At 71.3% G+C, this 22,071-nt stretch carries 27 protein-coding genes; 6 read left to right on the top strand and 21 right to left on the bottom strand.

Features of this window, described 5'->3' with window-relative positions:
* Positions 1-59: 59 nt before the first annotated feature.
* Positions 60-1,496 carry a hypothetical protein gene (locus ACQY0Z_RS15855; RefSeq protein ID WP_439812432.1) on the bottom strand — a complete coding sequence of 479 codons (1,437 nt, stop codon included), beginning with the start codon at positions 1,494-1,496 and terminating at the stop codon, positions 60-62.
* Between the two features lie 209 nt (positions 1,497-1,705).
* Here ACQY0Z_RS15855 and ACQY0Z_RS15850 point away from each other — a divergent pair, with 209 nt between their 5' ends.
* Entirely contained in the window at positions 1,706-3,535 is a 1,830-nt protein-coding gene (locus ACQY0Z_RS15850) for an endonuclease/exonuclease/phosphatase family protein (protein ID WP_439812431.1), read from the top strand.
* Positions 3,536-3,605: 70 nt separating this feature from the next.
* Here ACQY0Z_RS15850 and ACQY0Z_RS15845 read toward each other — a convergent pair whose 3' ends face one another.
* Positions 3,606-3,965 carry a DUF3618 domain-containing protein gene (locus tag ACQY0Z_RS15845; protein WP_189899509.1) on the bottom strand — a complete coding sequence of 120 codons (360 nt, stop codon included), beginning with the start codon at positions 3,963-3,965 and terminating at the stop codon, positions 3,606-3,608.
* Positions 3,962-4,378: a phage holin family protein gene (locus ACQY0Z_RS15840; RefSeq protein WP_189899508.1), complete on the bottom strand. Its 417-nt coding sequence runs from the start codon at positions 4,376-4,378 to the stop codon at positions 3,962-3,964. The genes ACQY0Z_RS15845 and ACQY0Z_RS15840 overlap by 4 nt, the downstream gene beginning before the upstream one ends.
* Positions 4,379-4,508: 130 nt before the next feature.
* On the opposite strand from ACQY0Z_RS15840, the gene dapA reads away from it, so the two are divergent.
* A complete protein-coding gene (gene dapA, locus ACQY0Z_RS15835; RefSeq protein WP_189899506.1) occupies positions 4,509-5,423 on the top strand; it encodes a 4-hydroxy-tetrahydrodipicolinate synthase in 915 nt (304 codons plus the stop codon).
* Here dapA and ACQY0Z_RS15830 read toward each other — a convergent pair.
* The 4 genes from ACQY0Z_RS15830 to ACQY0Z_RS15815 all read right to left on the bottom strand — a co-directional run bounded on the left by ACQY0Z_RS15830 (position 5,398) and on the right by ACQY0Z_RS15815 (position 7,555).
* Positions 5,398-5,637, bottom strand: coding sequence for a hypothetical protein (locus tag ACQY0Z_RS15830; protein ID WP_189899504.1), 240 nt, complete (start codon positions 5,635-5,637; stop codon positions 5,398-5,400). The genes dapA and ACQY0Z_RS15830 overlap by 26 nt on opposite strands.
* Before the next feature lie 133 nt (positions 5,638-5,770).
* Entirely contained in the window at positions 5,771-6,160 is a 390-nt protein-coding gene (locus ACQY0Z_RS15825) for an SMI1/KNR4 family protein (protein ID WP_189899502.1), read from the bottom strand.
* A gap of 6 nt (positions 6,161-6,166) precedes the next feature.
* Positions 6,167-6,577, bottom strand: coding sequence for a VOC family protein (locus ACQY0Z_RS15820; protein WP_189899500.1), 411 nt, complete (start codon positions 6,575-6,577; stop codon positions 6,167-6,169).
* 12 nt (positions 6,578-6,589) lie between these two features.
* Positions 6,590-7,555, bottom strand: coding sequence for an SMI1/KNR4 family protein (locus ACQY0Z_RS15815; RefSeq protein ID WP_254586241.1), 966 nt, complete (start codon positions 7,553-7,555; stop codon positions 6,590-6,592).
* A gap of 88 nt (positions 7,556-7,643) precedes the next feature.
* Between ACQY0Z_RS15815 and ACQY0Z_RS15810 the strand changes: the two genes are divergently transcribed.
* Entirely contained in the window at positions 7,644-7,796 is a 153-nt protein-coding gene (locus tag ACQY0Z_RS15810) for a hypothetical protein (RefSeq protein WP_439812430.1), read from the top strand.
* 276 nt (positions 7,797-8,072) lie between these two features.
* On the opposite strand, the gene dapD is transcribed toward ACQY0Z_RS15810, so the two are convergent.
* The 11 genes from dapD to ACQY0Z_RS15755 all read right to left on the bottom strand — a co-directional run bounded on the left by dapD (position 8,073) and on the right by ACQY0Z_RS15755 (position 16,686).
* Positions 8,073-9,062, bottom strand: coding sequence for a 2,3,4,5-tetrahydropyridine-2,6-dicarboxylate N-succinyltransferase (gene dapD / locus ACQY0Z_RS15805; protein ID WP_189899497.1), 990 nt, complete (start codon positions 9,060-9,062; stop codon positions 8,073-8,075).
* A gap of 54 nt (positions 9,063-9,116) precedes the next feature.
* Positions 9,117-9,731, bottom strand: a complete 615-nt coding sequence (locus ACQY0Z_RS15800) for a TetR/AcrR family transcriptional regulator (RefSeq protein WP_439812429.1) — start codon at positions 9,729-9,731, stop codon at positions 9,117-9,119.
* On the bottom strand, positions 9,731-10,051 hold the full coding sequence (locus ACQY0Z_RS15795) for a DMT family transporter (protein ID WP_189899494.1): 321 nt from the start codon (positions 10,049-10,051) through the stop codon (positions 9,731-9,733). The genes ACQY0Z_RS15800 and ACQY0Z_RS15795 overlap by 1 nt, the downstream gene beginning before the upstream one ends.
* Positions 10,052-10,165: 114 nt before the next feature.
* A complete protein-coding gene (locus ACQY0Z_RS15790) occupies positions 10,166-10,498 on the bottom strand; it encodes a metal-sulfur cluster assembly factor (protein WP_006131178.1) in 333 nt (110 codons plus the stop codon).
* Entirely contained in the window at positions 10,495-10,959 is a 465-nt protein-coding gene (gene sufU, locus ACQY0Z_RS15785; RefSeq protein ID WP_189899492.1) for a Fe-S cluster assembly sulfur transfer protein SufU, read from the bottom strand. The genes ACQY0Z_RS15790 and sufU overlap by 4 nt, the downstream gene beginning before the upstream one ends.
* 11 nt (positions 10,960-10,970) lie before the next feature.
* A complete protein-coding gene (locus tag ACQY0Z_RS15780) occupies positions 10,971-12,227 on the bottom strand; it encodes a cysteine desulfurase (protein WP_254586244.1) in 1,257 nt (418 codons plus the stop codon).
* On the bottom strand, positions 12,224-12,988 hold the full coding sequence (gene sufC / locus ACQY0Z_RS15775) for a Fe-S cluster assembly ATPase SufC (RefSeq protein WP_019522227.1): 765 nt from the start codon (positions 12,986-12,988) through the stop codon (positions 12,224-12,226). The genes ACQY0Z_RS15780 and sufC overlap by 4 nt, the downstream gene beginning before the upstream one ends.
* Positions 12,989-12,995: 7 nt before the next feature.
* A complete protein-coding gene (locus ACQY0Z_RS15770) occupies positions 12,996-13,313 on the bottom strand; it encodes a non-heme iron oxygenase ferredoxin subunit (protein ID WP_006131182.1) in 318 nt (105 codons plus the stop codon).
* Positions 13,310-14,494, bottom strand: coding sequence for a Fe-S cluster assembly protein SufD (gene sufD, locus ACQY0Z_RS15765; RefSeq protein WP_189899491.1), 1,185 nt, complete (start codon positions 14,492-14,494; stop codon positions 13,310-13,312). The genes ACQY0Z_RS15770 and sufD overlap by 4 nt, the downstream gene beginning before the upstream one ends.
* A 60-nt stretch (positions 14,495-14,554) precedes the next feature.
* Positions 14,555-15,976 (bottom strand): Fe-S cluster assembly protein SufB, encoded by a 1,422-nt coding sequence (gene sufB / locus ACQY0Z_RS15760; RefSeq protein ID WP_006131184.1) that lies wholly within the window; start codon positions 15,974-15,976, stop codon positions 14,555-14,557.
* Positions 15,973-16,686 (bottom strand): ArsR family transcriptional regulator, encoded by a 714-nt coding sequence (locus ACQY0Z_RS15755; RefSeq protein WP_189899489.1) that lies wholly within the window; start codon positions 16,684-16,686, stop codon positions 15,973-15,975. Before ACQY0Z_RS15755 ends, sufB begins: the two co-directional genes overlap by 4 nt.
* A gap of 290 nt (positions 16,687-16,976) precedes the next feature.
* Between ACQY0Z_RS15755 and ACQY0Z_RS15750 the strand changes: the two genes are divergently transcribed.
* From ACQY0Z_RS15750 to ACQY0Z_RS15740, 3 genes are read left to right on the top strand one after another with little or no spacing between them, the layout of a single operon-like run.
* Positions 16,977-17,900: an ABC transporter ATP-binding protein gene (locus ACQY0Z_RS15750; protein WP_254586246.1), complete on the top strand. Its 924-nt coding sequence runs from the start codon at positions 16,977-16,979 to the stop codon at positions 17,898-17,900.
* Positions 17,897-18,667 (top strand): ABC transporter permease, encoded by a 771-nt coding sequence (locus tag ACQY0Z_RS15745; protein ID WP_189899487.1) that lies wholly within the window; start codon positions 17,897-17,899, stop codon positions 18,665-18,667. The genes ACQY0Z_RS15750 and ACQY0Z_RS15745 overlap by 4 nt, the downstream gene beginning before the upstream one ends.
* A 55-nt stretch (positions 18,668-18,722) precedes the next feature.
* Positions 18,723-19,748, top strand: a complete 1,026-nt coding sequence (locus tag ACQY0Z_RS15740) for a COX15/CtaA family protein (RefSeq protein WP_381726012.1) — start codon at positions 18,723-18,725, stop codon at positions 19,746-19,748.
* Here the strand turns inward: ACQY0Z_RS15740 and ACQY0Z_RS15735 are convergent.
* The 3 genes from ACQY0Z_RS15735 to ACQY0Z_RS15725 form a co-directional block, all read right to left on the bottom strand.
* A complete protein-coding gene (locus tag ACQY0Z_RS15735; protein ID WP_189899485.1) occupies positions 19,706-20,434 on the bottom strand; it encodes a nucleotidyltransferase domain-containing protein in 729 nt (242 codons plus the stop codon). The genes ACQY0Z_RS15740 and ACQY0Z_RS15735 overlap by 43 nt on opposite strands.
* 45 nt (positions 20,435-20,479) lie before the next feature.
* Positions 20,480-21,586, bottom strand: coding sequence for an amidohydrolase family protein (locus tag ACQY0Z_RS15730; RefSeq protein ID WP_189899484.1), 1,107 nt, complete (start codon positions 21,584-21,586; stop codon positions 20,480-20,482).
* Positions 21,587-21,664: 78 nt separating this feature from the next.
* Positions 21,665-21,997: a hypothetical protein gene (locus ACQY0Z_RS15725; RefSeq protein WP_439812428.1), complete on the bottom strand. Its 333-nt coding sequence runs from the start codon at positions 21,995-21,997 to the stop codon at positions 21,665-21,667.
* Positions 21,998-22,071 lie beyond the last annotated feature (74 nt).

The raw sequence follows: 22,071 nt of genomic DNA, 5'->3' as shown, positions 1-22,071 counted from the left end.
TACGGCACCGTAGGAGGGCGGCCCTCGCCCGGGCGGTTGATCGGATCACCGGCGCTTCGTCAGTTCCCTTGCTGCGACCGCGCCTTGAACGCAGCCTTCCGCGCTTCCTTCGCGACCTTCTTGTCCGAGTGGAGGCGTCCCATCGCCTCCAGGACGTCCGCCGTCGCAGGGTGCTCCACCCGCCACGCCGTGTCGAAGAAGCCGCTGTGCTGCCGGGCCAGGCCCTCGACGAGGGCGTGCAGTTCCTCCGACTCGCCCTCGGCGGCGAGCTGCGCGGCCACCGTGTCGATGGTGAGCCAGAAGATCATCGCCTCGGACGGCGGCGGCACGTCGGAGGCCCCGTTCTCGGCGAGCCACACCCGCGCCAGACCGCCGAGTTCGGCGTCGTCCAGCACCTCCCGCAGCGCGGGCTCCGCGGCACCGCCCACGAGGGACAGCGCCTGCTGGCAGCGCAGCCGCCGCAGCGGCGCGCCCTCGTCGGAGCCGCGCGCGGCGGCCAGCAGCTCCCGCGCGGCCTCCAGCGGCCGGCGCCGCTCCAGCCAGTACTCGGTCTCGGCGTGGGCGGCGGCCGGCGGGTAGGCGGCGGTGCCGTCGAGCAGCGCGTCGGCGCCCTTGTCCGCGAGGTCGCCGACCGCGGGCGCCTCGAAGCCCGCCTCCAGGAGCCGGGCGCGCAGCCCGTACAGCCCGAGGGGGGTGAGCCGTACCAGCCCGTAGCGGGCGATGTCCGTGTCGTCGACCGGCGCGGCGGGCTCCTCGTCGGCGTCGGCCATCAGCGCCTCGTCGACGGGCTGGTACTCCACCAGCCCGACCGGCTCCAGCATCCGGAACTGGTCGTCAAGACGCATCATCGCGTCGGACACCTGCTCCAGGACGTCGTTGCTGGGCTCCGCCATGCCGTCGGGCACGATGACGGAGGCGGCCAGCGCGGGCAGCGGCACCGGCGCGTCGCCGGCCTTGTCCTCGCCGACGGTCAGCAGGTACAGGTTGCCGAGGACCCCGTCGAGGAACTCCGCCTCGGCCTCCGGGTTCCAGTCGAGCGCGTCGAGGTCCAGTTCGCCGGACCCCTCGCCCCCGGCGATGGCGTCGACGAGGCCGCCCAGGTCGGGCACGCTCGCGTCGCCCAGCACGGTCTCCAGGGCGCCCAGCCACACGCTCAGCACGTCCTGCGGGGAGCCTCCGGTGAGCAGCGACAGCTCGTCGCCCGCGCGGACGGTGCCCTCCTCCTCGTCGACCACCTCGACGAGCCCGGTGTCCACGGCGACCCGCCACGCCTCGCTGGCGTCGGCCGCGGCGTCCTCCCCGCTCAGGCCCAACTCCGCGGCGGCGTCCGGGAGCTGTTCGTCGACCAGTCCGCCGCCGGCGTCCACGCGGGTTCCGGGGCCGGCCCAGCGGGCGAGCCGGGCGGCCCGGGACAGCACCGGAGTGGACAGGGCGTCGCGCGCCAGCTCCGCTTCGGGGCGCAACCGCGCCGGCGGCAGGGTGGAGCTGTCTGACATCGGCTGTTTCTCCTAGGGCGCCTGTACGTCTCGCCCGCTCAGCCTAGACGGATTTCCACCCATGCCGCCCACTTCCTCTCCGCGTCGTGCGGCGTACATGGCCGAAACCTTGACAAGTGGCTTGGGCAGGCTGGACATTGACGCGCGTAGACGGGGTGTGTCCCGCACCGCACCCGCCCACCCTCGTTCCGGTCCCCGGAGGGAATCCGTTGCCGAGCAGACCGACCGCGCGCCTCGCCGCGCTCACCGTCGCCGCCGTGTGTTCCGCGGCGTCCACCGTCGTCCTCACGACACCCGCGCACGCCGCGTCCGTGCGCATCCACGACATCCAGGGCGACACACGCCTGTCGCCGTTCGCCGGGAAGCAGGTCACCGACGTGACCGGCATCGTCACCGGCATCCGTACCTACGGCTCGTCCCGCGGCTTCTGGATCCAGGACCCCGCCCCCGACGCCGACCCGGCCACCAGTGAGGGCGTGTTCGTCTTCACCAGCTCCACCCCGCAGGGTGTCGCGGTGGGCGACGAGGTCTCCGTGTCCGGCACGGTCTCGGAGTACGTGCCCGGCGGGACCTCCTCCGGCAACCAGTCGGTCACCGAGATCACCCGGCCCACCGTCACGGTCGTCTCGCGCGGCAACCCGGTCCCGGCCCCGGCGGTCCTCGACGCGCGCACGGTCCCGGCCGCCTACGCGCCGCAGGGCGACCAGGCCGCCGGCGGCTCGGTCAACGCCCTCACGCTGCGGCCCAGCACGTACGCCCTCGACCTGTACGAGTCGCTGGAGGGCATGAACGTCCGGGTGGCCGACGCCCGTGTGGTCGGCGCGACCGACCCGTACACGGAGCTGTGGGTCACCGTGAAGCCGCACGAGAACCGGAACAGGCGCGGCGGCACGGTGTACGGCTCGTACGACTCCCAGAACACCGGCCGGATCCAGATCCAGTCGCTGGGCAAGGCGGCCGACTTCCCCGACGCGAACGTCGGCGACGTCCTCGCGGGCGCCACCACGGGCCCGCTGGACTACAACCAGTACGGCGGCTACACCCTGGTCGCGAGCGAGCTCGGCACGCTGGAGGCGGGCGGCACGAAGCGCGAGACGACCCGCGCGCAGCACCGCTCCGAGCTGGCGATAGCCACGTACAACGTGGAGAACCTCGACCCGTCGGACGACACGTTCGCCGCGCACGCCGAGGCGATCGTGCACAGCCTGTCCTCGCCCGACATCGTGTCGCTGGAGGAGATCCAGGACAACAACGGCGCCACGGACGACGGCACGGTCGCCGCCGACGTCACACTCGCGAAGCTGATCGACGCCATCGAGGCGGCCGGCGGCCCGCGCTACGACTGGCGCGCGGTCGACCCGGCCGACAAGAAGGACGGCGGCGAGCCGGGCGGCAACATCCGCCAGGCGTTCCTGTTCAACCCGGAGCGGGTGTCCTTCACCGACCGGCCCGGCGGCGACGCCACCACGGCGACCGACGTGGTCAAGGTGCGCGGCAAGGCCGCCCTGACCCTGTCGCCCGGCCGGATCGCCCCGGACTCGGCGGCGTTCGAGAACAGCCGCAAGCCGCTGGCCGGCGAGTTCGTCTTCCGCGGCCGCACGGTCATCGTGATCGCCAACCACTTCTCGTCCAAGGGCGGCGACCAGGGCCTGACCTCGCAGTACCAGCCGCCGGTGCGCAGCTCGGAGACGCAGCGCCACCTCCAGGCGCAGGAGGTCCACGACTTCACGGCGAAGATCCTCAAGGCGCAGAAGAACGCGGCGGTGGTGGCGCTCGGCGACATCAACGACTTCGAGTTCTCCCGCACCACCCGGATCATGGAGGGCGACGGCGTGCTCTGGTCGGCGGTCAAGTCGCTGCCCGAGTCGGAGCGTTACTCGTACGTGTACCAGGGCAACAGCCAGGCGCTGGACCAGATCCTGATCAGCCCGTCGATCCGCCGCCAGTGCTCGTTCAGCTACGACAGCGTGCACGTCAACGCGGAGTTCCACGACCAGATCAGCGACCACGACCCGCAGGTGCTGCGTTTCAAGCCATGACGGCCGTGTAGGAGATGGGGACGGGAGCGGATGTCCGCTCCCGTCCTCAGCCGTTTCGTGGTGCGCCCGCTCAGTGGTGGCGGCGCTGCACCATCACCACCGCGCCCACGGCCAGCATCACCAGCGCGCCCGCAGCGGCCATCAGCTGCGTGCGGTGCTGCTTGCCGACCTCACCTGCGTGCGCGGCGCTGCTGCGCATCTGCACGCTCATCGCGCCGGCCCGGTCCTTCAGCTCGTCGGCGCGCGCCCTGGCGCGTGCCTTGACGTCCATCTTCCCGGCCAGTTCCTCGACGGTGTCGCCGAGTTCGTGCCGGGTGCGCTCGATCTCCCGGCGCAGCTCGTCCGGGCCCTTGGCCCCGCGCGCCTTCTCGCTGCCGGCGTCCACGTGGGCTCCCGACGAGGACGCCGAGCCCCTCACGTCGTGCGTCATCGGTGTGCCCTTCCCTTGATCTCCTCGACGTCGGCCTTCACGCTGCCCAGCGTCCGCTCCGGCTTGGGCGGCGTGGCCCGGCGCAGCTGTCCGCGTCCGGCGAGCGCGAGCACGCCGGCGATCAGGAACAGCACGCCCGTGATGACGAGTGCCGCCGCCCACAGCGGCAGCACCAGGTCGAGTGCGGCGATTCCCGTGGCGGCCAGCGCGAGCAGCCCCGCGTAACCGAACGCTCCCGCCGCTCCCAGCATCCCTCCGCCGACTCCGGCCCGGCGCCCCTTCTCCGCCAGTTCCTCCTTGGCGAGCGCCACTTCCTGCCGTGCGAGTCGCGAGATCTGTTCGGTGGCCTGGCCGACGAGCTCGCCGACGCTGTGCTCGTCGCGGACGGGCCGTTGTTGGATGGTTCCGGCCACGGTGCGCCTCCTCTCGGTGGGGTCACCCGAGTACCCCCGCGCGCTCCGCACTATCCATAAAGCAATGCTTACGCATATCAATGAAGAAATGTAAGTGGACCTTCATGGTCGTCGGACCGACACTACTCCCATGACGAGCACCCCTCCCTCCCTCGGCCGCACGCTGTGCGCGATGATCACCCCCTTCACCGCCTCGGGCGCGCTGGACCTGGACGGCGCTCAGCGCCTCGCCGACCATCTGGTCGGCCAGGGCTGCGACGGCCTGGTGCTGTCCGGCACGACCGGGGAGTCCCCGACGACGACGGACGCGGAGAAGCGGTCACTGGTCACGGCCGTACGGGAGGCCGTGGGCACCCGGGCCACGCTGGTCGCCGGCGTCGGCACCCCCGACACCGCCCACACCGCCGCCCTGGCACGCGAGGCCGAGGAGGCGGGCGCCGACGCCCTGCTGCTGGTCGCCCCGTACTACAGCCGCCCGCCGCAGGACGCGGTCGAGGCGTACTTCCGTGAGACCGCCGACGCGACGGGCCTCCCCGTGGTCCTCTACGACATCCCGGCCCGCACCGGGGTCCGCGTCGAGCCGGACACGCTGCTCCGCCTGGCCGAGCATCCGCGCATCGTGGCGGTGAAGGACTGCGGCAACGACTTCTTGGCGGCGCAGAAGGTGATGGCCCGCACGGACCTGGCGTACTACGCGGGCTGCGACGAGCACAATCTGGCGCTGTACGCGGTGGGCGGCGCGGGGTGTGTCAGCACGGTGGCCAACGTGGCCCCGTCCGCGGTGCGTTCGGTCCTCGACGCCTTCGACACGGGCGACACGGCGGAGGCTGTGCGCCTCCAGCACCGGCTGACGCCGCTGATCGAGGCGATGATGGCGGGCGGCCTGCCCGGCACGGTCACGGCCAAGGCTCTGCTCCCCGCCCTTGGCCTCCCCTCGGGCCCGGTCCGCCCGCCCCTACGCCCGGCGGACCCGCGCACGACGGCCGCCCTGCGGGAGACCTACGAGGTGCTGACGGACGTCAGTTCCACAACTGCCCGTCGCTGAACAGCAGAACGTGCTCCAGCACGTCCTCGGCCGGGTCGTCGACCTGCCCGAGGTCGGCGTTCACCAGCCCCACCCGGGGCCCGTTCTTCGACCCGCTGGTCGTCTCGTCGGCGTACGCGGTACCCGCCAGGCTGCCGCAGAGCATCAGCATGGCGGCCACCCCCATCATGCCGATCACGCAGCGCAGCACGCTCCGCACCCACTTGTCGGTCATCGCCCGTCCCCATCTTCGTGCACAGTCAGTCGCCTTGACGTCTGATCGGACCCTGTGTCCACCCGTTCATCTGCCAAAACGACCCCAAGGTCACGGAAAGCAACCCGTACGAGGAGCGACTACCGCGCGCCGCCTACCGCCACCAGTCCCCGCCGGCGTCCCCGTCCTCGGCGAGGGCGCGCCGAAGGTACTCGTCGATCGTCCCGGCGACCCACACCCGGCTGTCCGTCTCGTGCTCCCACACGAAGACGTCGTTCCGTTCGGGCCGTACGACGAGGGCGAACTGGTCGCCCCCGCCGTTGTCCCCGAAGAACAGCAGCGGGTCGAAGGGCATGCGGAGCCCGGCGAACGCCTCCCCGGACCAGAACAACAGGTTCTCCTCGACGATGCGCTCGAGCGGCCACACGACGTCGGTCCCGTACGCGTCGACGACGCCGCCGTTCTCCCGCAGCACGTCGGCCAAAGACCCCGGCAGCCGCCGCCCGAGCCGCCGCTCCGCGTCCCTCAGCGCGGCCTCGTCCACGCCCGCTCAGTCCCGCCCGGGCCAGACCGGCCCCTCGTCGGTCCAGACGACGCCCTTGTTGCGGCACAGGCAGAAGGGGTGCCCGACGGGGTCGGTGAAGATCCGCCACCCGTACCCTTCGGGCCCGACGAAGTCCTTGCGCAGCGTGGCCCCGAGCCCGGTCACCCGAGCCTGCTCGGCGTCGATGTCGTCGACTTCGAAGTCGAGGTGGAACTGCTTGGGATGCTCGGTGTCGGGCCACTGAGGAGCCCGGTGGTCGTCGACGCGGAAGAAGGCCAACTCGATCTCCCCGAAACGGATCCCGGCCCAGTCCGCGGTACTGCCCTTCTTCACGGGCCGCCCCGTCACTGCGGAGTAGAACCCCGCGAGCTCCATGGTGTCGGGACAGTCGATGATGAAGTCGGTGAGTCGCAGCATGCGGCGATGGTGTCACAGGGCCTCTGCGCCGTCGCCGTGGGAGCCGGGCACGAAGGTCGCGCCGAGTTCGTACCGGGCAATGCCGAAGGGCTGGAAATCCGCGTCGGCGAGGATGCGGTAGAGGAACTCGGACGTGGACATGTCGTCGTACCGGTACCAGGGTCCGGGGTCGTGGGACCGGGCGAGGACGGGACAGTCGCCCGGCCGCTCGGCGTCAAGCAACCAGCAGTACTGATCGCCCCACTCGGTGGAGCCCCACGTGACGACCCCCTTGCCGCCCGGCGCGTATTCCTCGTACGGCCCGACCGTGGTACCCCGGTCGACCGACAGACCGGCCCGCCACGGCGTGAGCAGGTCGAACGAGACGCTGGGGCCGCACCCCAGGAAGGAGACGGTGTCATCACTGAAGACGCCACCGCCGAACGCCGAGGCGAGCTCCTTGTAGTCCGCCGGCAGCGAAACCCCCAACTCTCCCTCCACCGCCGCCCAGTCGACGGAGAGCCCGAGCGGTTCCCACCTGGTCAGATCGATCAGACGCCGCACCCAGGTACGACGGCCGTCCGGGCGCGTGCGAGGCGAGGCGACCCGAACGACTTCCTCCGCCGGTTCATCCGCGGGCGGAGCATCCCGCTCCGCCACGACCACGACCAACGACTCGCCCCGTACCGACCCGCACCCGATCCACCGATGCCCGAACGCCCACGCACGCATCTCGACCAGATCCCCGTCGTCGAAGGGAGCGAGAAGCGGCAGCCCGGTCTTCTCACTCACCTTCGGATCGGCGTACCCACCCATGACGAGATTCCGCGACTGCCCGTACCGCCGGCTGAACCGCTCGACGAGAGCGCTCAGCTCAACCCCGCCGGAAACCGCCAGACACACATGCCCCACCCCGTGCCCGCCCCACCCACAGACCAACTCCGGCCCATCGGACCGAACCAAGGAGGCGACGTCGTCGAGCAGTTCCCGTTCGTCCATGACCGGAGAGTGAAACACACGCCACGGACAACGACCGGGCCGAGATCAGCCCGCCGGCCGAAGCCGCTACACCCTCCAGCCGGGCACGGTGTCGCTGCCCAAGACGGCGAACCCCGACCACATCCGGTCCAACGCCGAGGTCGGCTTCGAGATTTCGGACGCGGACATGGAGGCTCTGCGGGATCTGCGCGACGTGGACCACGGCGACCACAGCGCCTTCCCCGTCTACAGCGGGAAGTGACGCCGGGCGAACGCCACCTCGCGCCGGCACAGGTCGGCCACGACGCACCGAGCCGGACGTATGCACGACGGTGTCGGCGGTGCCGAATCCGGCGGTCGACCTGTGCCAGGTCTTGCAGCAGGGGGTGATCAGTCTGGTCGACAGAAGCGCCCTCCCGGGCCGTCCTCGGGCCGTGGAAGGGCGCTCAACGATGACCGGCGCCGACAACTGCCGACAGCTCAGCAGCAGGTCAGGACGTTGATCGACAAGGCGACCGCAGGTCACGGCCGCCGGTGATCAGTTGTGGCTGTGCAGCACCTCGTTCAACCCGCCCCACACCGCGTTGTTCGGGCGGGCCTCCACGCGGCCCGTTTCCGAGTTGCGGCGGAAGAGGATGTTGGAGGCGCCGGAGAGTTCGCGGGCCTTGACGACCTGGCCGTCCGGAAGAGTGACCCGGGTGCCGGCGGTGACGTAGAGGCCGGCCTCGACCACGCACTCGTCGCCGAGGGCGATGCCCACGCCCGCCTCCGCGCCGACCAGGCACCGCTCGCCGATGGAGATGCGGACGTTGCCGCCGCCCGACAGGGTGCCCATCGTGGACGCGCCGCCGCCGATGTCGGAGCCGTCGCCGACGACGACGCCCGCCGAGATGCGGCCCTCGACCATCGACGTGCCGAGCGTGCCGGCGTTGAAGTTGACGAAACCCTCGTGCATCACGGTGGTGCCCTCGGCGAGGTGCGCGCCGAGGCGGACGCGGTCGGCGTCGGCGATGCGCACGCCCTTGGGGGCCACGTAGTCCGTCATGCGGGGGAACTTGTCCACGGAGGTCACCTGGAGGTGCAGGCCCTCGGCACGCGCGTTGAGCCGCACCTTCTCCAGCTCGTCCACGGCGACCGGGCCGAGCGAGGTCCAGGCGACGTTGGCGAGGTGGGCGAAGATGCCGTCCAGGTTCTGGCCGTGCGGCTTCACCAGGCGGTGGGAGAGCAGGTGGAGGCGCAGGTAGACGTCGTGCGCGTCGACCGGCTTGGCGTCCAGGGAGGAGATGACCGTGCGGACCGCGACGACCTCGACGCCCCGGCGCGGGTCCGGCCCGACCGCGGCGGTGGCGCCGCCGCCGAGCAGCTTCGCCGCCTGCTCGGCGGAGAGCCGCTCCGTGCCGGACGGGCCCGGCTCGGCGGCGAGCTCGGGGGCCGGGAACCAGGTGTCGAGGACGGTGCCGTCGGCGGCGATGGTGGCGAGGCCGGCGGCCACTGCGCCGGTGGTGCTCTGAGCAGTCGTGTCGGTCATGAGGGCAACCTAACCGGCAGGTGGCGCCGGACGCGAACCGGTGCCGCCCGCATCTCAGGTACCGGTCCGCAAGCGGCCTCGGTGTGCCGTCCGGTACCCGCCTCGGGTGTCCGTCCCGGGAGCGCCGTCCCCCGGCAGCAGCCGCCCCAGCACCTCCCGCGCGTACGCCTCGTCGTACGGCGTGCCCGTCAGCAGCACCTGGAGGCAGATGCCGTCCATCAGGGCGACCAGGGCCCGCGCCGTCACCGGGTCCGTACGACGGGACAGTGGCGCGGCGACCTCCTCGCACCACTCGGCGGCGACCGGGCGCAGGGCCGGGCGCCGCAACGCGGCCAGGTACAGCTCGTACTCCAGCTCCACGCCCGTCCGCTCGCCGCCCAGCCACTCCCCCATCAGCGCCGACAGCTCGGCTGCCAGGTCGGTCCGCGGGTCCTCCAGGCCGCCGCGTGAGGCGATCACCTTGGCGAAGCCCTCGTTGGCCTGGCGCAGGGCGGCCACCATCAGCTCGTCGAGGGTCTTGAAGTGGTACGTGGTGGAGCCGAGCGGCACGTCCGCCTCCTGGGCGACGGTGCGGTGGGTGAGCCCCGCGATGCCGCTGCGGCCGACCACCCGGATCGCCGCGTCGATGATCCGCTGTCGCCGCTCGGGGTCGTACCGGCGCGCCGCCATCAGTGCGCACCGCCCAGGTTCAGCACGACCACGCCGACGATGATCAGCCCGATGCCGACGGCCTTGGCGACCGTCATCCCCTCACCGAGGAACACGATCCCGATGGTCGCGATGGCGGCCGTGCCCACGCCGGCCCAGATGGCGTAGGCGGTGCCGACGGCCACGGTGCGCAGGGTCTGCGCGAGGAGCGCGAAGGAGACGACGTAGCCCAGCACGGTCAGCAGGGAGGGCCAGAGCCTGCTGAAGCCGTCGCTGTACTTCATGGCGGTGGTGGCGCACACCTCGGCCGCGATGGCCCCGGCCAGCAGGAGGTATCCCATATGTACGAGCGTACACAACGGCGTCTGAGGAGAAGCACGGAAACGGCCGACAAGCACGAGAACGGCGACGCCCCCCGAAGGGGACGTCGCCGTCACGCCGTGTACGGCGAGGGCTCAGACGTTGAACCCCAGCGCCCGCAGCTGCTCACGGCCGTCGTCCGTGATCTTGTCCGGGCCCCACGGCGGCATCCAGACCCAGTTGATCCGCAGCTCGTTGACCAGGCCGTCCGTGGCGGACTTCGCCTGGTCCTCGATGACGTCGGTCAGCGGGCAGGCCGCCGAGGTCAGGGTCATGTCGACGGTCGCCACGTTGGAGTCGTCGATGTGGATGCCGTAGATGAGGCCGAGGTTGACGACGTCGATGCCCAGCTCGGGGTCGACGACGTCCATCAGGGCCTCGCGGAGCTCCTCCTCCGAGGCCGGCTTCATCTCCACGGTCTCGCTCATGCCGTAGTCCTTTCGGCGTCGGCGCCCAGCGCCTGGGCCGTCGCGTCCTTCCACGCCATCCAGCTCAGGAGGGCGCACTTGACCCGCGCGGGGTACTTGGAGACGCCGGCGAACGCGACCGCGTCCTCCAGCACCTCCTCCATCGCGTCGTCGGGCTCGATCTTCCCCTTGGACTGCATCAGCTCCAGGAACGTGCCCTGGATCTTCCGCGCCTCGGCGAGATCCTTGCCCACCAGCAGGTCGTTCAGCACGGACGCGGACGCCTGGCTGATGGAACAGCCCTGTCCCTCGTAGCTGACGTCGCTGATGGTCGTGCCGTCGTACTTCACGCGCAGCGTGATCTCGTCGCCGCACGTCGGGTTGACGTGGTGCACCTCGGCGTCGCCATCCCGAAGACCCCGGCCGTGCGGGTTCTTGTAGTGGTCCAGGATGACGTCCTGGTACATGGAGTCCAGCTTCACGCCTCAGCCCCTCATCCGAAGAAGTTCCGTACGTGCTCCAGACCGTCGACCAGCGCGTCGATGTCCGCCGGCGTGGAGTACAGATAGAACGACGCACGGGTGGTCGCAGGAATTCCGTACCGCAGGCAGACGGGGCGGGCGCAGTGGTGTCCGACCCGGACCGCGATGCCCTGCTCGTCGAGGACCTGGCCCACGTCGTGCGGGTGGATGTCCCCGAGGGTGAAGGAGATCGCGGCGCCGCGGTCCTCCGCGGTGGCCGGACCGATGATGCGCAGGTCCGGCACCTCGAGGAGCCGCTTGACGGCGTACTCGGTGATGGCGTGCTCGTGGGCGAGTACCTTGTCCATGCCGATGCCCGACAGGTAGTCGATCGCCGCGCCGAGCCCGACCGCCTGGGCGATCGGCGGGGTGCCCGCCTCGAACTTGTGCGGGGCGGGGGCGTACGTCGACGAGCTCATCGACACGGTCTCGATCATCTCGCCGCCGCCGAGGAACGGAGGCAGGTCCTCCAGCAGCTCCTGGCGGCCCCACAGGACGCCGATGCCGGTCGGGCCGCACATCTTGTGGCCGGTGAAGGCCACGAAGTCGGCCTGGAGGGCCTGCACGTCCAGCGGCATGTGCGGCGCGGCCTGGGAGGCGTCGATGCACACGAGGGCGCCGACCTCCTGGGCGCGGCGCACGATGGCCTCGACCGGGTTGACCGTGCCCAGGATGTTGGAGACCAGCACGAAGGAGACGATCTTCGTCTTCTCGGTGATGATCTCGTCGATGTTGGACAGGTCGAGCCGGCCGTCGTCGGTGAGGCCGAACCACTTCAGCTTCGCGCCCGTGCGCTGCGCGAGCAGCTGCCACGGCACGATGTTGGAGTGGTGCTCCATCTCCGTGATGACGATCTCGGTCTCGTGGTCCACCCGGTAGGGCTCGTCGGCCCAGCCGAGCATGTTGGCCACGAGGTTGAGCGACTCGGAGGCGTTCTTGGTGAAGATCACCTCGTCGCGCGAGGGCGCGTTGACGAATTCCGCGACCTTGTCGCGCGCACCCTCGTACAGCGCCGTGGCCTCCTCGGCGAGCACATGCACACCGCGGTGGACGTTGGCGTTGTAGCGCTCGTAGTACTCGCCGAGGGCGTCCAGCACCTGCCGCGGCTTCTGGCTGGTCGCCGCGTTGTCCAGGTACACGAGCTTGCGCCCGTCGTGGACCTGACGGTCCAGGATGGGGAAGTCCTTGCGGATCGCCTCGGTGTCGAGGAGGCCCGGCAGCTGTGTCACTCGGATGCGCCACCCTTCGTGTATGCCTCGTAGCCCTCGGCCTCCAGCTTGTCGGCGAGCTCGGGGCCGCCGGACTCGGCGATCCGTCCGGCCGCGAAGACGTGGACGTGGTCGGGCTTGATGTAGCGCAGGATGCGCGTGTAGTGCGTGATCAGCAGGGTGCCGACCTGGCCGGACTCGCGGACGCGGTTGACGCCCTCGGAGACGACGCGCAGGGCGTCGACGTCCAGGCCGGAGTCGGTCTCGTCGAGGATGGCGATCTTCGGCTTGAGCAGCTCCAGCTGAAGGATCTCGTGGCGCTTCTTCTCACCGCCGGAGAAGCCCTCGTTCACGTTCCGCTCGGCGAAGGCGGGGTCCATGTTGAGGCGCTCCATGGCCTCCTTGACCTCCTTCACCCAGGTGCGCAGCTTGGGGGCCTCGCCGCGGACGGCGGTGGCGGAGGTGCGCAGGAAGTTGGAGACGGAGACGCCGGGGACCTCGACCGGGTACTGCATGGCGAGGAACAGGCCGGCGCGGGCGCGCTCGTCGACGGACATCTCCAGGACGTCCTCGCCGTCGAGGGTGACGGTGCCCTGCGTGATCGTGTACTTGGGGTGACCCGCGAGCGAGTAGGCGAGGGTCGACTTGCCCGAGCCGTTGGGGCCCATGATGGCGTGCGTCTCGCCCTGCTTCACGGTGAGGTCGACGCCCTTGAGGATCTCCTTCGTGGCGTTGTCGGCCTCGACGGTGACGTGCAGGTCTCGGATTTCAAGCGTTGCCATGGGTGCCTCAGGACTCCTGGGTGAGGGAGACGAGCACGTCGTCCCCTTCGATCTTTACGGGGTATACGGGGACGGGGCGCGTCGCCGGGAGGGCGTCGGGCTTGCCGGAACGGAGGTCGAAACGCGAGCCGTGCAGCCAGCACTCGATGTGGCAGTCGTCCACCTCGCCCTCCGCGAGGGAGACGTTCGCGTGGGAGCAGATGTCGTGGATCGCGAACACCTCTCCCTCGGTGCGCACCACGGAGACCGGCGTGCCGTCGAGTTCCACCCGCTTCGGGGTGTCCTCCTCCAGCTCGCCCAGTCCACAGACGCGTACGAAGGTCATGCGACCGCGGCCTCCAGCTCCTCCTCGATCTTGGCGATCAGGCGCTCCTCGATGTCGGGGACGCCGATCTGCTGGACGAGCTCGGCGAAGAAGCCGCGGACCACCAGACGGCGGGCGTCCTTCTCGGCGATGCCGCGGGCCATCAGGTAGAAGAGCTGCTCGTCGTCGAAGCGGCCGGTCGCGGAGGCGTGGCCGGCGCCGACGATCTCGCCGGTCTCGATCTCCAGGTTCGGCACGGAGTCGACCCGCGCGCCGTCGGTGAGGACGAGGTTGCGGTTCATCTCGTAGGTGTCGGTGCCCTCGGCCTTGGCCTCGATGAGCACGTCGCCGATCCACACGGCGTGCGCGTCGTCGCCCTGCAGCGCGCCCTTGTAGACGACGTTGGACTTGCAGTGCGGGACGTTGTGGTCGACCAGGAGGCGGTGCTCCTGGTGCTGGCCTGCGTCCGTGAAGTACAGGCCGAACAGCTCGGCCTCGCCGCCGGTGCCCGCGTAGGTGACGCGCGGGTGGAGGCGGACGACGTCGCCGCCGAAGGTCACGACGACCGACTTGAAGGAGGCGTCGCGGCCGACGAGGGCGTTGTGCTGGGCGACGTGCACGGCCTTGTCGTCCCAGTCCTGGACGGACACGACGGTGAGCTTGGCGCCGTCGCCGAGGACGTACTCGACGTTGGCGGCGAGCACCGCGTCGCCGGTGTGGTCGATGACCACGAGGGCCTCGGCGAAGGCGCCGAGCTCGATCACCTGATGGCCGTAGGCGGTGCCGCCCTCGCCGTGCACCGCGATGCGGATCGGCTCGGTGAGGACGGTCTCCTTCGGCACGGTCACGACCGACGCCTGGGTGAAGGCCGAGTACGCCTGGGCGGCGACGCGGTCCACCGGGGCTCCGGTGCGGCCGAGCCGGGCGTCGTCACGGCCGACGGTCTCGACGGTGACGCCCTCGGGCGCCTCGACGGCGACCTTGACGCCCGCGTCGGTGGCGGCGGCGGTGCCGTCGTGCAGCCCGCGCAGCCGCTCCAGCGGGGTGAACCGCCACTCCTCCTCACGGCCATGGGGGACGGGGAAGTCCGCCACGTCGAAGGACGGGGGCGCGCTCATGCGCGTGGCGACGGTCGACTCGGCGGCGACCGCGATCGAACCGGCGGTCGTGGAACCGACCGGGATGTTCTGAGCCTCAGCCATGGCTGTCGTAGTGCTCGCTTTCCGTTGCGTAAGGGGCCTGACGGGAGACGGGGGCGGCGGTCAGCCGACCGCGCCTTCCATCTGGAGCTCGATCAGCCGGTTGAGCTCGAGCGCGTACTCCATCGGCAGTTCCTTGGCGATCGGCTCGACGAAGCCGCGCACGATCATCGCCATCGCCTCGTCCTCGGACAGGCCGCGGCTCATCAGGTAGAAGAGCTGGTCCTCGGAGACCTTGGAGACGGTCGCCTCGTGGCCCATGGACACGTCGTCCTCGCGGACGTCCACGTAGGGGTAGGTGTCCGAGCGGGAGATGGTGTCCACCAGCAGCGCGTCGCACAGCACGTTGGACTTGGAGCCCGGGGCGCCCTCGCCGATCTCGATGAGACCGCGGTAGGAGGTCCGGCCGCCGCCGCGCGCCACCGACTTGGAGACGATGTTCGACGACGTGTTCGGGGCCATGTGGACCATCTTGGCGCCGGCGTCCTGGTGCTGGCCCTCGCCCGCGAAGGCGATGGACAGGGTCTCGCCCTTGGCGTGCTCGCCCATCAGGTAGACGGCCGGGTACTTCATCGTCACCTTGGAGCCGATGTTGCCGTCGATCCACTCCATGGTGGCGCCCTCGTAGGCGACGGCGCGCTTGGTCACCAGGTTGTAGACGTTGTTCGACCAGTTCTGGATGGTCGTGTAGCGGCAGCGTGCGTTCTTCTTGACGATGATCTCGACGACCGCGGAGTGCAGCGAGTCCGACTTGTAGATCGGCGCGGTGCAGCCCTCGACGTAGTGCACGTAGGCGCCCTCGTCGACGATGATCAGGGTCCGCTCGAACTGGCCCATGTTCTCGGTGTTGATCCGGAAGTAGGCCTGGAGCGGGATCTCGACGTGCACGCCCGGGGGCACGTAGATGAAGGAGCCGCCGGACCACACGGCCGTGTTGAGCGCGGCGAACTTGTTGTCACCGGCGGGGATGACCGTGCCGAAGTACTCCTTGAAGAGCTCCGGGTGCTCCTTCAGGGCGGTGTCGGTGTCGAGGAAGATGACGCCCTGCTCCTCCAGGTCCTCGCGGATCTGGTGGTAGACGACCTCCGACTCGTACTGGGCGGCGACACCGGCGACGAGGCGCTTCTTCTCGGCCTCGGGGATGCCCAGCTTGTCGTAGGTGTTCTTGATGTCCTCGGGGAGGTCCTCCCAGGACTCCGCCTGCTTCTCCGTCGACCGCACGAAGTACTTGATGTTGTCGAAGTCGATGCCGGAGAGGTCCGAGCCCCAGTTCGGCATGGGCTTCTTCTCGAACAGGCGCAGACCCTTGAGGCGGAGCTTCGTCATCCACTCCGGCTCGTCCTTCTTCGAGGAGATGTCCCGGACGACGTCCTCGTTCAGGCCGCGTCGCGCCGACGCACCGGCCTCGTCACGGTCGGCCCAGCCGTATTCGTAGGTGCCCAGACCCTCCAGCTCGGGGTGGGCAGTCTCCGTGGGGAGAGTCATGCGGGGTTCCTCCCGGACGTGCTTGCAGATGCGTTGTGGGAAATCTTGGGGATGAACGTCGTGCAGACGCCGTCGCCGTGCGCGATCGTCGCCAGCCGCTGTACGTGAGTACCGAGGAGCTCGGCGAAAAATTCCGTCTCGGCCTCGCAGAGCTGCGGGAACTGTTCGGCGGCGTGGGCGACCGGGCAGTGGTGCTGGCAGAGCTGCTCGCCGACCGGTGCGCTGCGCGCGGTCGCAGCGTACCCGTCCGCGCTGAGCGCCTTGGCCAGGGCCTCGGTGCGCTGCTCGGGGGGTACGGACTCGACGGCCTTGCGGTAGGCGCCCGCCTGGGCGGCGATACGGGCCCGGGCGAACGCGGCGACGGCCTCGCTGCCGCCCTCCCGCTCGCCGATCCAGCGCAGCGCGTCCACCGCGAGCTTGTCGTAGGACTGGTCGAAGGCGTCCCGGCCGCAGTCGGTCAGGGCGAACACCTTGGCCGGACGTCCGCGCGAGCGCGTGCCGTAGACGCGCCGCTCACGGGCCTCCACGACGTTGTCCGCGGCCAGGGCGTCGAGGTGGCGGCGCACGGCCGCCTGGGTGAGCTTCAGCCGCCCGGCCAGTTCGGCGACGGTCGACGGGCCGTGGTCCAGGATGGAGCGGGCGACGCGGTTGCGGGTGGACCGCTCACCGGTTGCCAGCTCCTCGTGGGACGCCTCGCCAACGTTTTTCACAACGCCATTGTTGCGTAATTCCTCGGAGCCGGGCAAGCCGCGTCCCGTCGGCCCACAGTGCCTTGCATCACTTAGGTATACCTAATCTGACCTGCGGAAACGATCTTTGATCGATCGGACGGGGGCTGATCGCGCACACCGTGCCGACACCGCCCGCACCCCCTCCGACCGGCGCATTTACCGATCCGGAGCACATTCCGGGCAGCCCGCGCAGGACCGCCTCTCCCGTCCGGGCGGCCTCCCCCACCCGCGGGTCCGGACCCCCCGCGGGCTCCCTAGACTCATGACCCATGCGAAGTGAGCCCGTGGTCCAGGTGCAGGCCCTGGTGAAGCGGTACGGCACGAAGACCGCGGTGGACGGCCTCGACCTGGCGGCCCGGCAGGGCGTGACCGCCGTGCTCGGCCCCAACGGAGCGGGCAAGACGACCACGGTCGAGATCTGCGAGGGGTACCGGCGGCCGGATTCCGGCACGGTGCGCGTCCTGGGCCTCGACCCGGTCCGCGAGTCGGCGGCGCTGCGGCCCCGCATCGGCGTGATGCTCCAGTCCGGCGGCGTGTACGCGGGGGCGCGGGCGGACGAGATGCTGCGCCACGTGGCGAAGCTGCACGCGCGCCCGCTGGACGTGGACGCGCTGATCGAGCGCCTGGGCCTCGGCTCCTGCGGCCGTACGTCGTACCGGCGGCTGTCGGGCGGGCAGCAGCAGCGGCTCGCGCTGGCGATGGCCGTGGTCGGCCGCCCTGAACTGGTGTTCCTGGACGAGCCGACCGCGGGCCTCGACCCGCAGGCCCGCCACGCCACCTGGGGCCTGGTCCGGGACCTGCGCGACGACGGTGTCTCCGTCGTCCTCACCACGCACTACATGGACGAGGCCGAGCAGCTCGCCGACGACGTGGCGATCATCGACGCCGGCCGGGTCGTCGCCCAGGGCTCCCCCGAGGAGCTGTGCCGGGGCGGCGCCGAGAACACCCTGCGCTTCTCCGGGCGGCCCGGACTTGACGTGGCGTCCCTGCTGAAGGCGCTGCCCTCCGACGCGTCGGCCGCCGAGGTGACGCCGGGCTCGTACCGGGTCACCGGCAAGGTCGACCCGCAGCTGCTCGCCACGGTGACGTCCTGGTGCGCGCAGCACGGTGTCCTGCCGGACCGGATCTCGGTCGAACGGCACACCCTCGAAGACGTCTTTCTCGAGCTGACCGGCAAGGAGCTGCGTTCGTGACGGCCACCGGGACCTACTCGCCGCAGCCGGGCGCGGCGCCGCTCGCGCGCATGATCGCCGCCCAGGCGGTGCTCGAGACGAAGATGCTGCTGCGCAACGGCGAGCAGCTGCTGCTCACCGTGATCATCCCCACGCTCCTCCTCGTGCTGTTCAGCACCGTGGACGTGGTGGACACCGGCGACGGCGCGGCGGTGGACTTCCTCGCGCCCGGCATCCTGGCGCTCGCCGTGATGTCGACCGCGTTCACCGGGCAGGCCATCGCCACCGGCTTCGAGCGCCGCTACGGCGTGCTGAAGCGGCTCGCCGCCTCTCCCCTGCCGCGCTGGGGTCTGATGACCGCCAAGACGCTGTCGGTGCTGGTCACCGAGGTGCTTCAGGTGGTCCTGCTGACGGTGATCGCGCTGACGCTCGGCTGGGACCCGCAGGGCAGCGCGCTCGCGGTGATCGCCCTGCTGGCGCTGGGCACGGCCGCCTTCTCCGGGCTGGGGCTCCTCATGGCCGGCACGCTCAAGGCGGAGGCGACGCTCGCCGCCGCCAACCTGGTCTTCCTGCTGCTGCTCGTCGGCGGCGGTGTCGTCGTGCCGCTGGACAAGTTCCCGGAGGCCGCGCAGGACGTGCTCGGACTGCTGCCGATCGCCGCGCTGTCGGAGGGGCTGCGGGACGTGCTCCAGCACGGCGCCGGGATGCCCTGGGCCGGCCTGGGGATCCTCACCGCCTGGGCGGTCGCGGGGCTCGCCGCGGCCGGTGCGTTCTTCCGCTGGGAGTAGGTGCGGGATGACCGGGACCGACCCTCGTGAAAGCGTGCACAAGCGGACGCCTACGATGGGACGCGTGCCAAACGTGACCCGCGCCGACGCCCCGACGTCGCCGCGCAACCCGCTCGCCTTCATCGCCGCCCGCTGGACCCCGGACCCCCGGACCGTCCGGCGCGCGGCCCTCGCCGCACTCGTGATGTCGGTGGTCATCGTGGTCACCGGCGGCGCGGTCCGGCTGACCGGCTCGGGCCTCGGCTGCCCCACCTGGCCCAAGTGCACCGAGGACTCGCTCCACAACACCGCCGAGATGGGCATCCACGGCTACATCGAGTTCGGCAACCGCCTGCTGACGTACGTGCTGTGCGCGGCCGTCGGCTGGGCGATCGTCGCCGCGCGCTCCCAGAAGCCGTACCGGCGCAGCCTCACCCGGCTGGGCTGGGCGCAGTTCTGGGTGGTCATGGGCAACGCGGTGCTCGGCGGCATCGTGGTGCTGGTCGGTCTCAACCCGTACACGGTCGCGGCGCACTTCCTGCTGTCCTCGGCACTGATCGCGGTCGCCACGGTGATGTGGCAGCGCACCCGTGAGGGCGACGCCGGGCCGCGGCCGCTGGTCGGCAAGGCCGTCCAGCAACTGGTGTGGGTCCTGGTGGCCGCGTCCGTGCTGCTGATCGCGGCCGGCACGGTGGTCACCGGCGCGGGTCCGCACGCGGGCGACTCCAGCGAGGTCCCGCGGATGCCGCTGGACTGGGAGACGGTCACCAAGCTGCACGCCGTGCTCGCGTGGATCGTGGTGACGCTGACCTTCGCCCTGTGGTTCGTGCTGAAGGCCGTCGACGCCCCCGAGGGCCCGCTGGCCCGCACCCGTGAGCTGTTCCTGATCCTGCTGGCGCAGGGCGTGATCGGCTACGTCCAGTACTTCACCGACCTGCCCGAGGTCCTGGTCGGCGCGCACATGTTCGGTTCGTGCGTGATGTGGATCTGGGTGCTGCGCGTCCTGCTGTCGCTGCGCGAGCGCCCGGAGTCGGGCCCACAGCCGTCGGCCGTCCCGGCTCAGGAGCCGGCCACCAGCGCGTCGATCGCCGGCCCCAGGTAACCCCGCACCAGCGCGGCACGCCGGCTCACGTCGGCCGTGACCGCCCCGCCGTAACGGCGCGCGCGGATGTCCTCGACGACCTCCTCGGGCGCTCCGAGGCCGGGCAGCACGTCCAGCGCCTCCCGCTTGCTGATCAGCCGGCCCTCCCGGAGGGTGACGGTGGCCCGCGCGTGGGTCAGCAGACCGAGGTCGACCCAGACGTCCCGCGTCCACAGGTCCGCCCGGTCCACGTACGGCCGCCAGTAGTCACGCTGGTCGCGCAGCACGAACGCGGCGAGCTCGCCGTCCGGCACCGGAGGCAGCAGGTCCGCGGGCGGCGCGCCGTGCAGCACCCGGCCCGACGTGTGCAGTTCGGTGCGGGTGACCGGGGTGACGGGCCGCCGCAGCAGCCGCTCGTGCGCCCAGGTGAGGTGCCGCCGCTCGGCGTCGGCGGCCGTCTTCGGAGCCAGGTACGTGCAGTGGAGCCCGCCCGCGAGCGGTGCGGTGCGCAGCCGGTTGTGCAGGACGGCCACCCGCCACACGGCGCCCGCGCCCGGCGGGTTCGGCAGGACGGCGATCAGGTCGAGGTCGCTGCGGCCCTCCACGTAGTCCCCGGCGGCCAGGGAGCCGTGTGCCCACACGGCGAGCGGGGACAGGGGCGCGAGCCCGGCGAGGAAGCGGCCGAGCAGGGCGTCGGTCTGCTGCATCCGCCCAGTCTCCCCCGACCCGCTCCCCCGCACGGCGGCTTCCGGTCAGCTCAGCCCGTACACCCGGGCCGCGTTGCCGGAGGCGATCATCGTGGCGACGCGCCGGGCGTCGTCCAGGGACCAGGCGCCCTCGGAGACCCAGCCGCCGAGGACCCGGGCGAGGGCCTCCCGGAAGAGGTGGGCGCCGACGACGTGCAGCTCGGGCAGGCCGCGGGCGCCGCTGGAGAAGAGGATCTTGCCGAAGGGGGCCAGCTCCAGGACCTCCGCGAGGACGGTCGCCGCGCGGGCGCCGGTGCGGACCAGGGCGGCGCCGCAGTCGGCGTAGACGTGCGGGAAGACGCCCGCGAGGTGGGCGGCGTGCCGGTGGTACGGATAGCCGTGCAGCAGAACGAGGTCGGTGCCGAGTCCGGCGGTGGCCCGGACGAAGTCGGTGAGCAGCACCGGGTCGGTGCGGTCGACGCGCGCGCCGGGGGCGCCCAGCCCTGCGTGCAGCTGGAGCGGCAGTCCCGAGGCCACGGCGATCCACAGCAGATGGCGCAGCAGTACGGGGTCGGTCAGCCGGTCCCCCGCGACGCGCGCGGCCAGCCAGCGTCCGGCCGCGCCGCGCACCTCCCCCGCCTCCGGCGGCTCGGGGGCGAGGGCGAGCCCGTGGCGCAGTCCCGCGACAGAGGTGAAGGCGACGGCGTGCGCGGCGGCGCCGTGCACCGACTCGGCGAGGTTGGCGAGGAAGGACTCGACGGTGCCGGAGGTGTCGGCGACCTGTTCGGCGAGCTGCTCCAGGCGGACGATCTCGTGCGCCTCGGCCTGGCCTGCGCGGGCCAGCTCGTCGGGGTCGGTGAGGTCGTCGGGCAGGCCGGTGTCGACGAGGTAGGCGGTGATGCCGCTGCCGCGCAGCAGCCGGCGGCCCGCCTCGACCGTGCCGAGTTCCCGGCGGCGGGCGAGGTAGCGGGCGGGAGGGCAGTGCGGTTCCAGGCCCAGCAGGGGCGGGCACCAGCGGCGCACCGCGAACCCGGTCTGGGTGTCGAAGAGGGTGGTGCCGGGCGCCGGCGGTCCCTCGGTGCGGGCCAGCTGGGCCTCGAACGTGCCGAGGCCCAGCTCCGTGCGCAGTACGCCGTGGCAGTACTGGTCCACAAGGGACGGCGGGTCGATCATCTCCGGACTCTCCCCGTGTGGACGCTGTCTACAGGTCCTAACGGGTGAACCGGGGAAGAGGTGTTGCCCGTGGGGCGGTCAGTCGTTGGAGGGGCCGCCGACCTGGATGCCGGCCATGCGGCTCCACTCGTACGGGCCGGTCTTCACCTTCGCGGCGAAGTCGCCGTCGAACTGCTCGTGCACGGTGATGCCCGCCTTCTCGACGGCCAGCCGGGCGATCTCCATGGAGGGCGCGTGGACGTCCCCCCAGGCGCCGTCCTCGCCGACGAGGACGATCCGGGCGCCGCGCTCGCCGAGGTACTGCACATGTCCCTCGGCGCCGCCGTGCTCCTTGGCGTAGCCGCCGATCCGCTTGGCGAGCCGGGCCGCCTTCTGCCCGTCCTTCGGGTCCACCTGCTGCGTGTCTGCCATGAGCAGGATGCTACCGACGGGTAGATCGAACGGCGACGGGCGGGGTCCGTGGCCTTGGCCACGTGCCCCGCCCG

Origin of the sequence: Streptomyces sp. P9-2 (assembly GCF_051903975.1) — a bacterium.
In the GTDB taxonomy this organism is placed as follows: domain Bacteria; phylum Actinomycetota; class Actinomycetes; order Streptomycetales; family Streptomycetaceae; genus Streptomyces; species Streptomyces cellulosae.
The sequence above is the reverse complement of the archived record's forward strand: the minus strand, read 5'-3'. Positions and strand labels throughout refer to the sequence as shown.

What these genes read in the sequence shown, in the direction of transcription:
- ACQY0Z_RS15855 (WP_439812432.1), bottom strand. Translation starts at nt 1,496, where the DNA reads ATGTCAGACAGCTCCACCCTGCCGCCGGCGCGGTTGCGCCCCGAAGCG.
- ACQY0Z_RS15845 (WP_189899509.1), bottom strand. Translation starts at nt 3,965, where the DNA reads ATGACGCACGACGTGAGGGGCTCGGCGTCCTCGTCGGGAGCCCACGTG.
- dapA (WP_189899506.1), top strand. Translation starts at nt 4,509, where the DNA reads ATGACGAGCACCCCTCCCTCCCTCGGCCGCACGCTGTGCGCGATGATC.
- ACQY0Z_RS15830 (WP_189899504.1), bottom strand. Translation starts at nt 5,637, where the DNA reads ATGACCGACAAGTGGGTGCGGAGCGTGCTGCGCTGCGTGATCGGCATG.
- ACQY0Z_RS15820 (WP_189899500.1), bottom strand. Translation starts at nt 6,577, where the DNA reads ATGCTGCGACTCACCGACTTCATCATCGACTGTCCCGACACCATGGAG.
- ACQY0Z_RS15815 (WP_254586241.1), bottom strand. Translation starts at nt 7,555, where the DNA reads ATGGACGAACGGGAACTGCTCGACGACGTCGCCTCCTTGGTTCGGTCC.
- dapD (WP_189899497.1), bottom strand. Translation starts at nt 9,062, where the DNA reads ATGACCGACACGACTGCTCAGAGCACCACCGGCGCAGTGGCCGCCGGC.
- ACQY0Z_RS15800 (WP_439812429.1), bottom strand. Translation starts at nt 9,731, where the DNA reads ATGGCGGCGCGCCGGTACGACCCCGAGCGGCGACAGCGGATCATCGAC.
- ACQY0Z_RS15795 (WP_189899494.1), bottom strand. Translation starts at nt 10,051, where the DNA reads ATGGGATACCTCCTGCTGGCCGGGGCCATCGCGGCCGAGGTGTGCGCC.
- ACQY0Z_RS15790 (WP_006131178.1), bottom strand. Translation starts at nt 10,498, where the DNA reads ATGAGCGAGACCGTGGAGATGAAGCCGGCCTCGGAGGAGGAGCTCCGC.
- sufC (WP_019522227.1), bottom strand. Translation starts at nt 12,988, where the DNA reads ATGGCAACGCTTGAAATCCGAGACCTGCACGTCACCGTCGAGGCCGAC.
- ACQY0Z_RS15770 (WP_006131182.1), bottom strand. Translation starts at nt 13,313, where the DNA reads ATGACCTTCGTACGCGTCTGTGGACTGGGCGAGCTGGAGGAGGACACC.
- sufD (WP_189899491.1), bottom strand. Translation starts at nt 14,494, where the DNA reads ATGGCTGAGGCTCAGAACATCCCGGTCGGTTCCACGACCGCCGGTTCG.
- sufB (WP_006131184.1), bottom strand. Translation starts at nt 15,976, where the DNA reads ATGACTCTCCCCACGGAGACTGCCCACCCCGAGCTGGAGGGTCTGGGC.
- ACQY0Z_RS15750 (WP_254586246.1), top strand. Translation starts at nt 16,977, where the DNA reads ATGCGAAGTGAGCCCGTGGTCCAGGTGCAGGCCCTGGTGAAGCGGTAC.
- ACQY0Z_RS15740 (WP_381726012.1), top strand. Translation starts at nt 18,723, where the DNA reads ATGGGACGCGTGCCAAACGTGACCCGCGCCGACGCCCCGACGTCGCCG.
- ACQY0Z_RS15735 (WP_189899485.1), bottom strand. Translation starts at nt 20,434, where the DNA reads ATGCAGCAGACCGACGCCCTGCTCGGCCGCTTCCTCGCCGGGCTCGCG.
- ACQY0Z_RS15730 (WP_189899484.1), bottom strand. Translation starts at nt 21,586, where the DNA reads ATGATCGACCCGCCGTCCCTTGTGGACCAGTACTGCCACGGCGTACTG.
- ACQY0Z_RS15725 (WP_439812428.1), bottom strand. Translation starts at nt 21,997, where the DNA reads ATGGCAGACACGCAGCAGGTGGACCCGAAGGACGGGCAGAAGGCGGCC.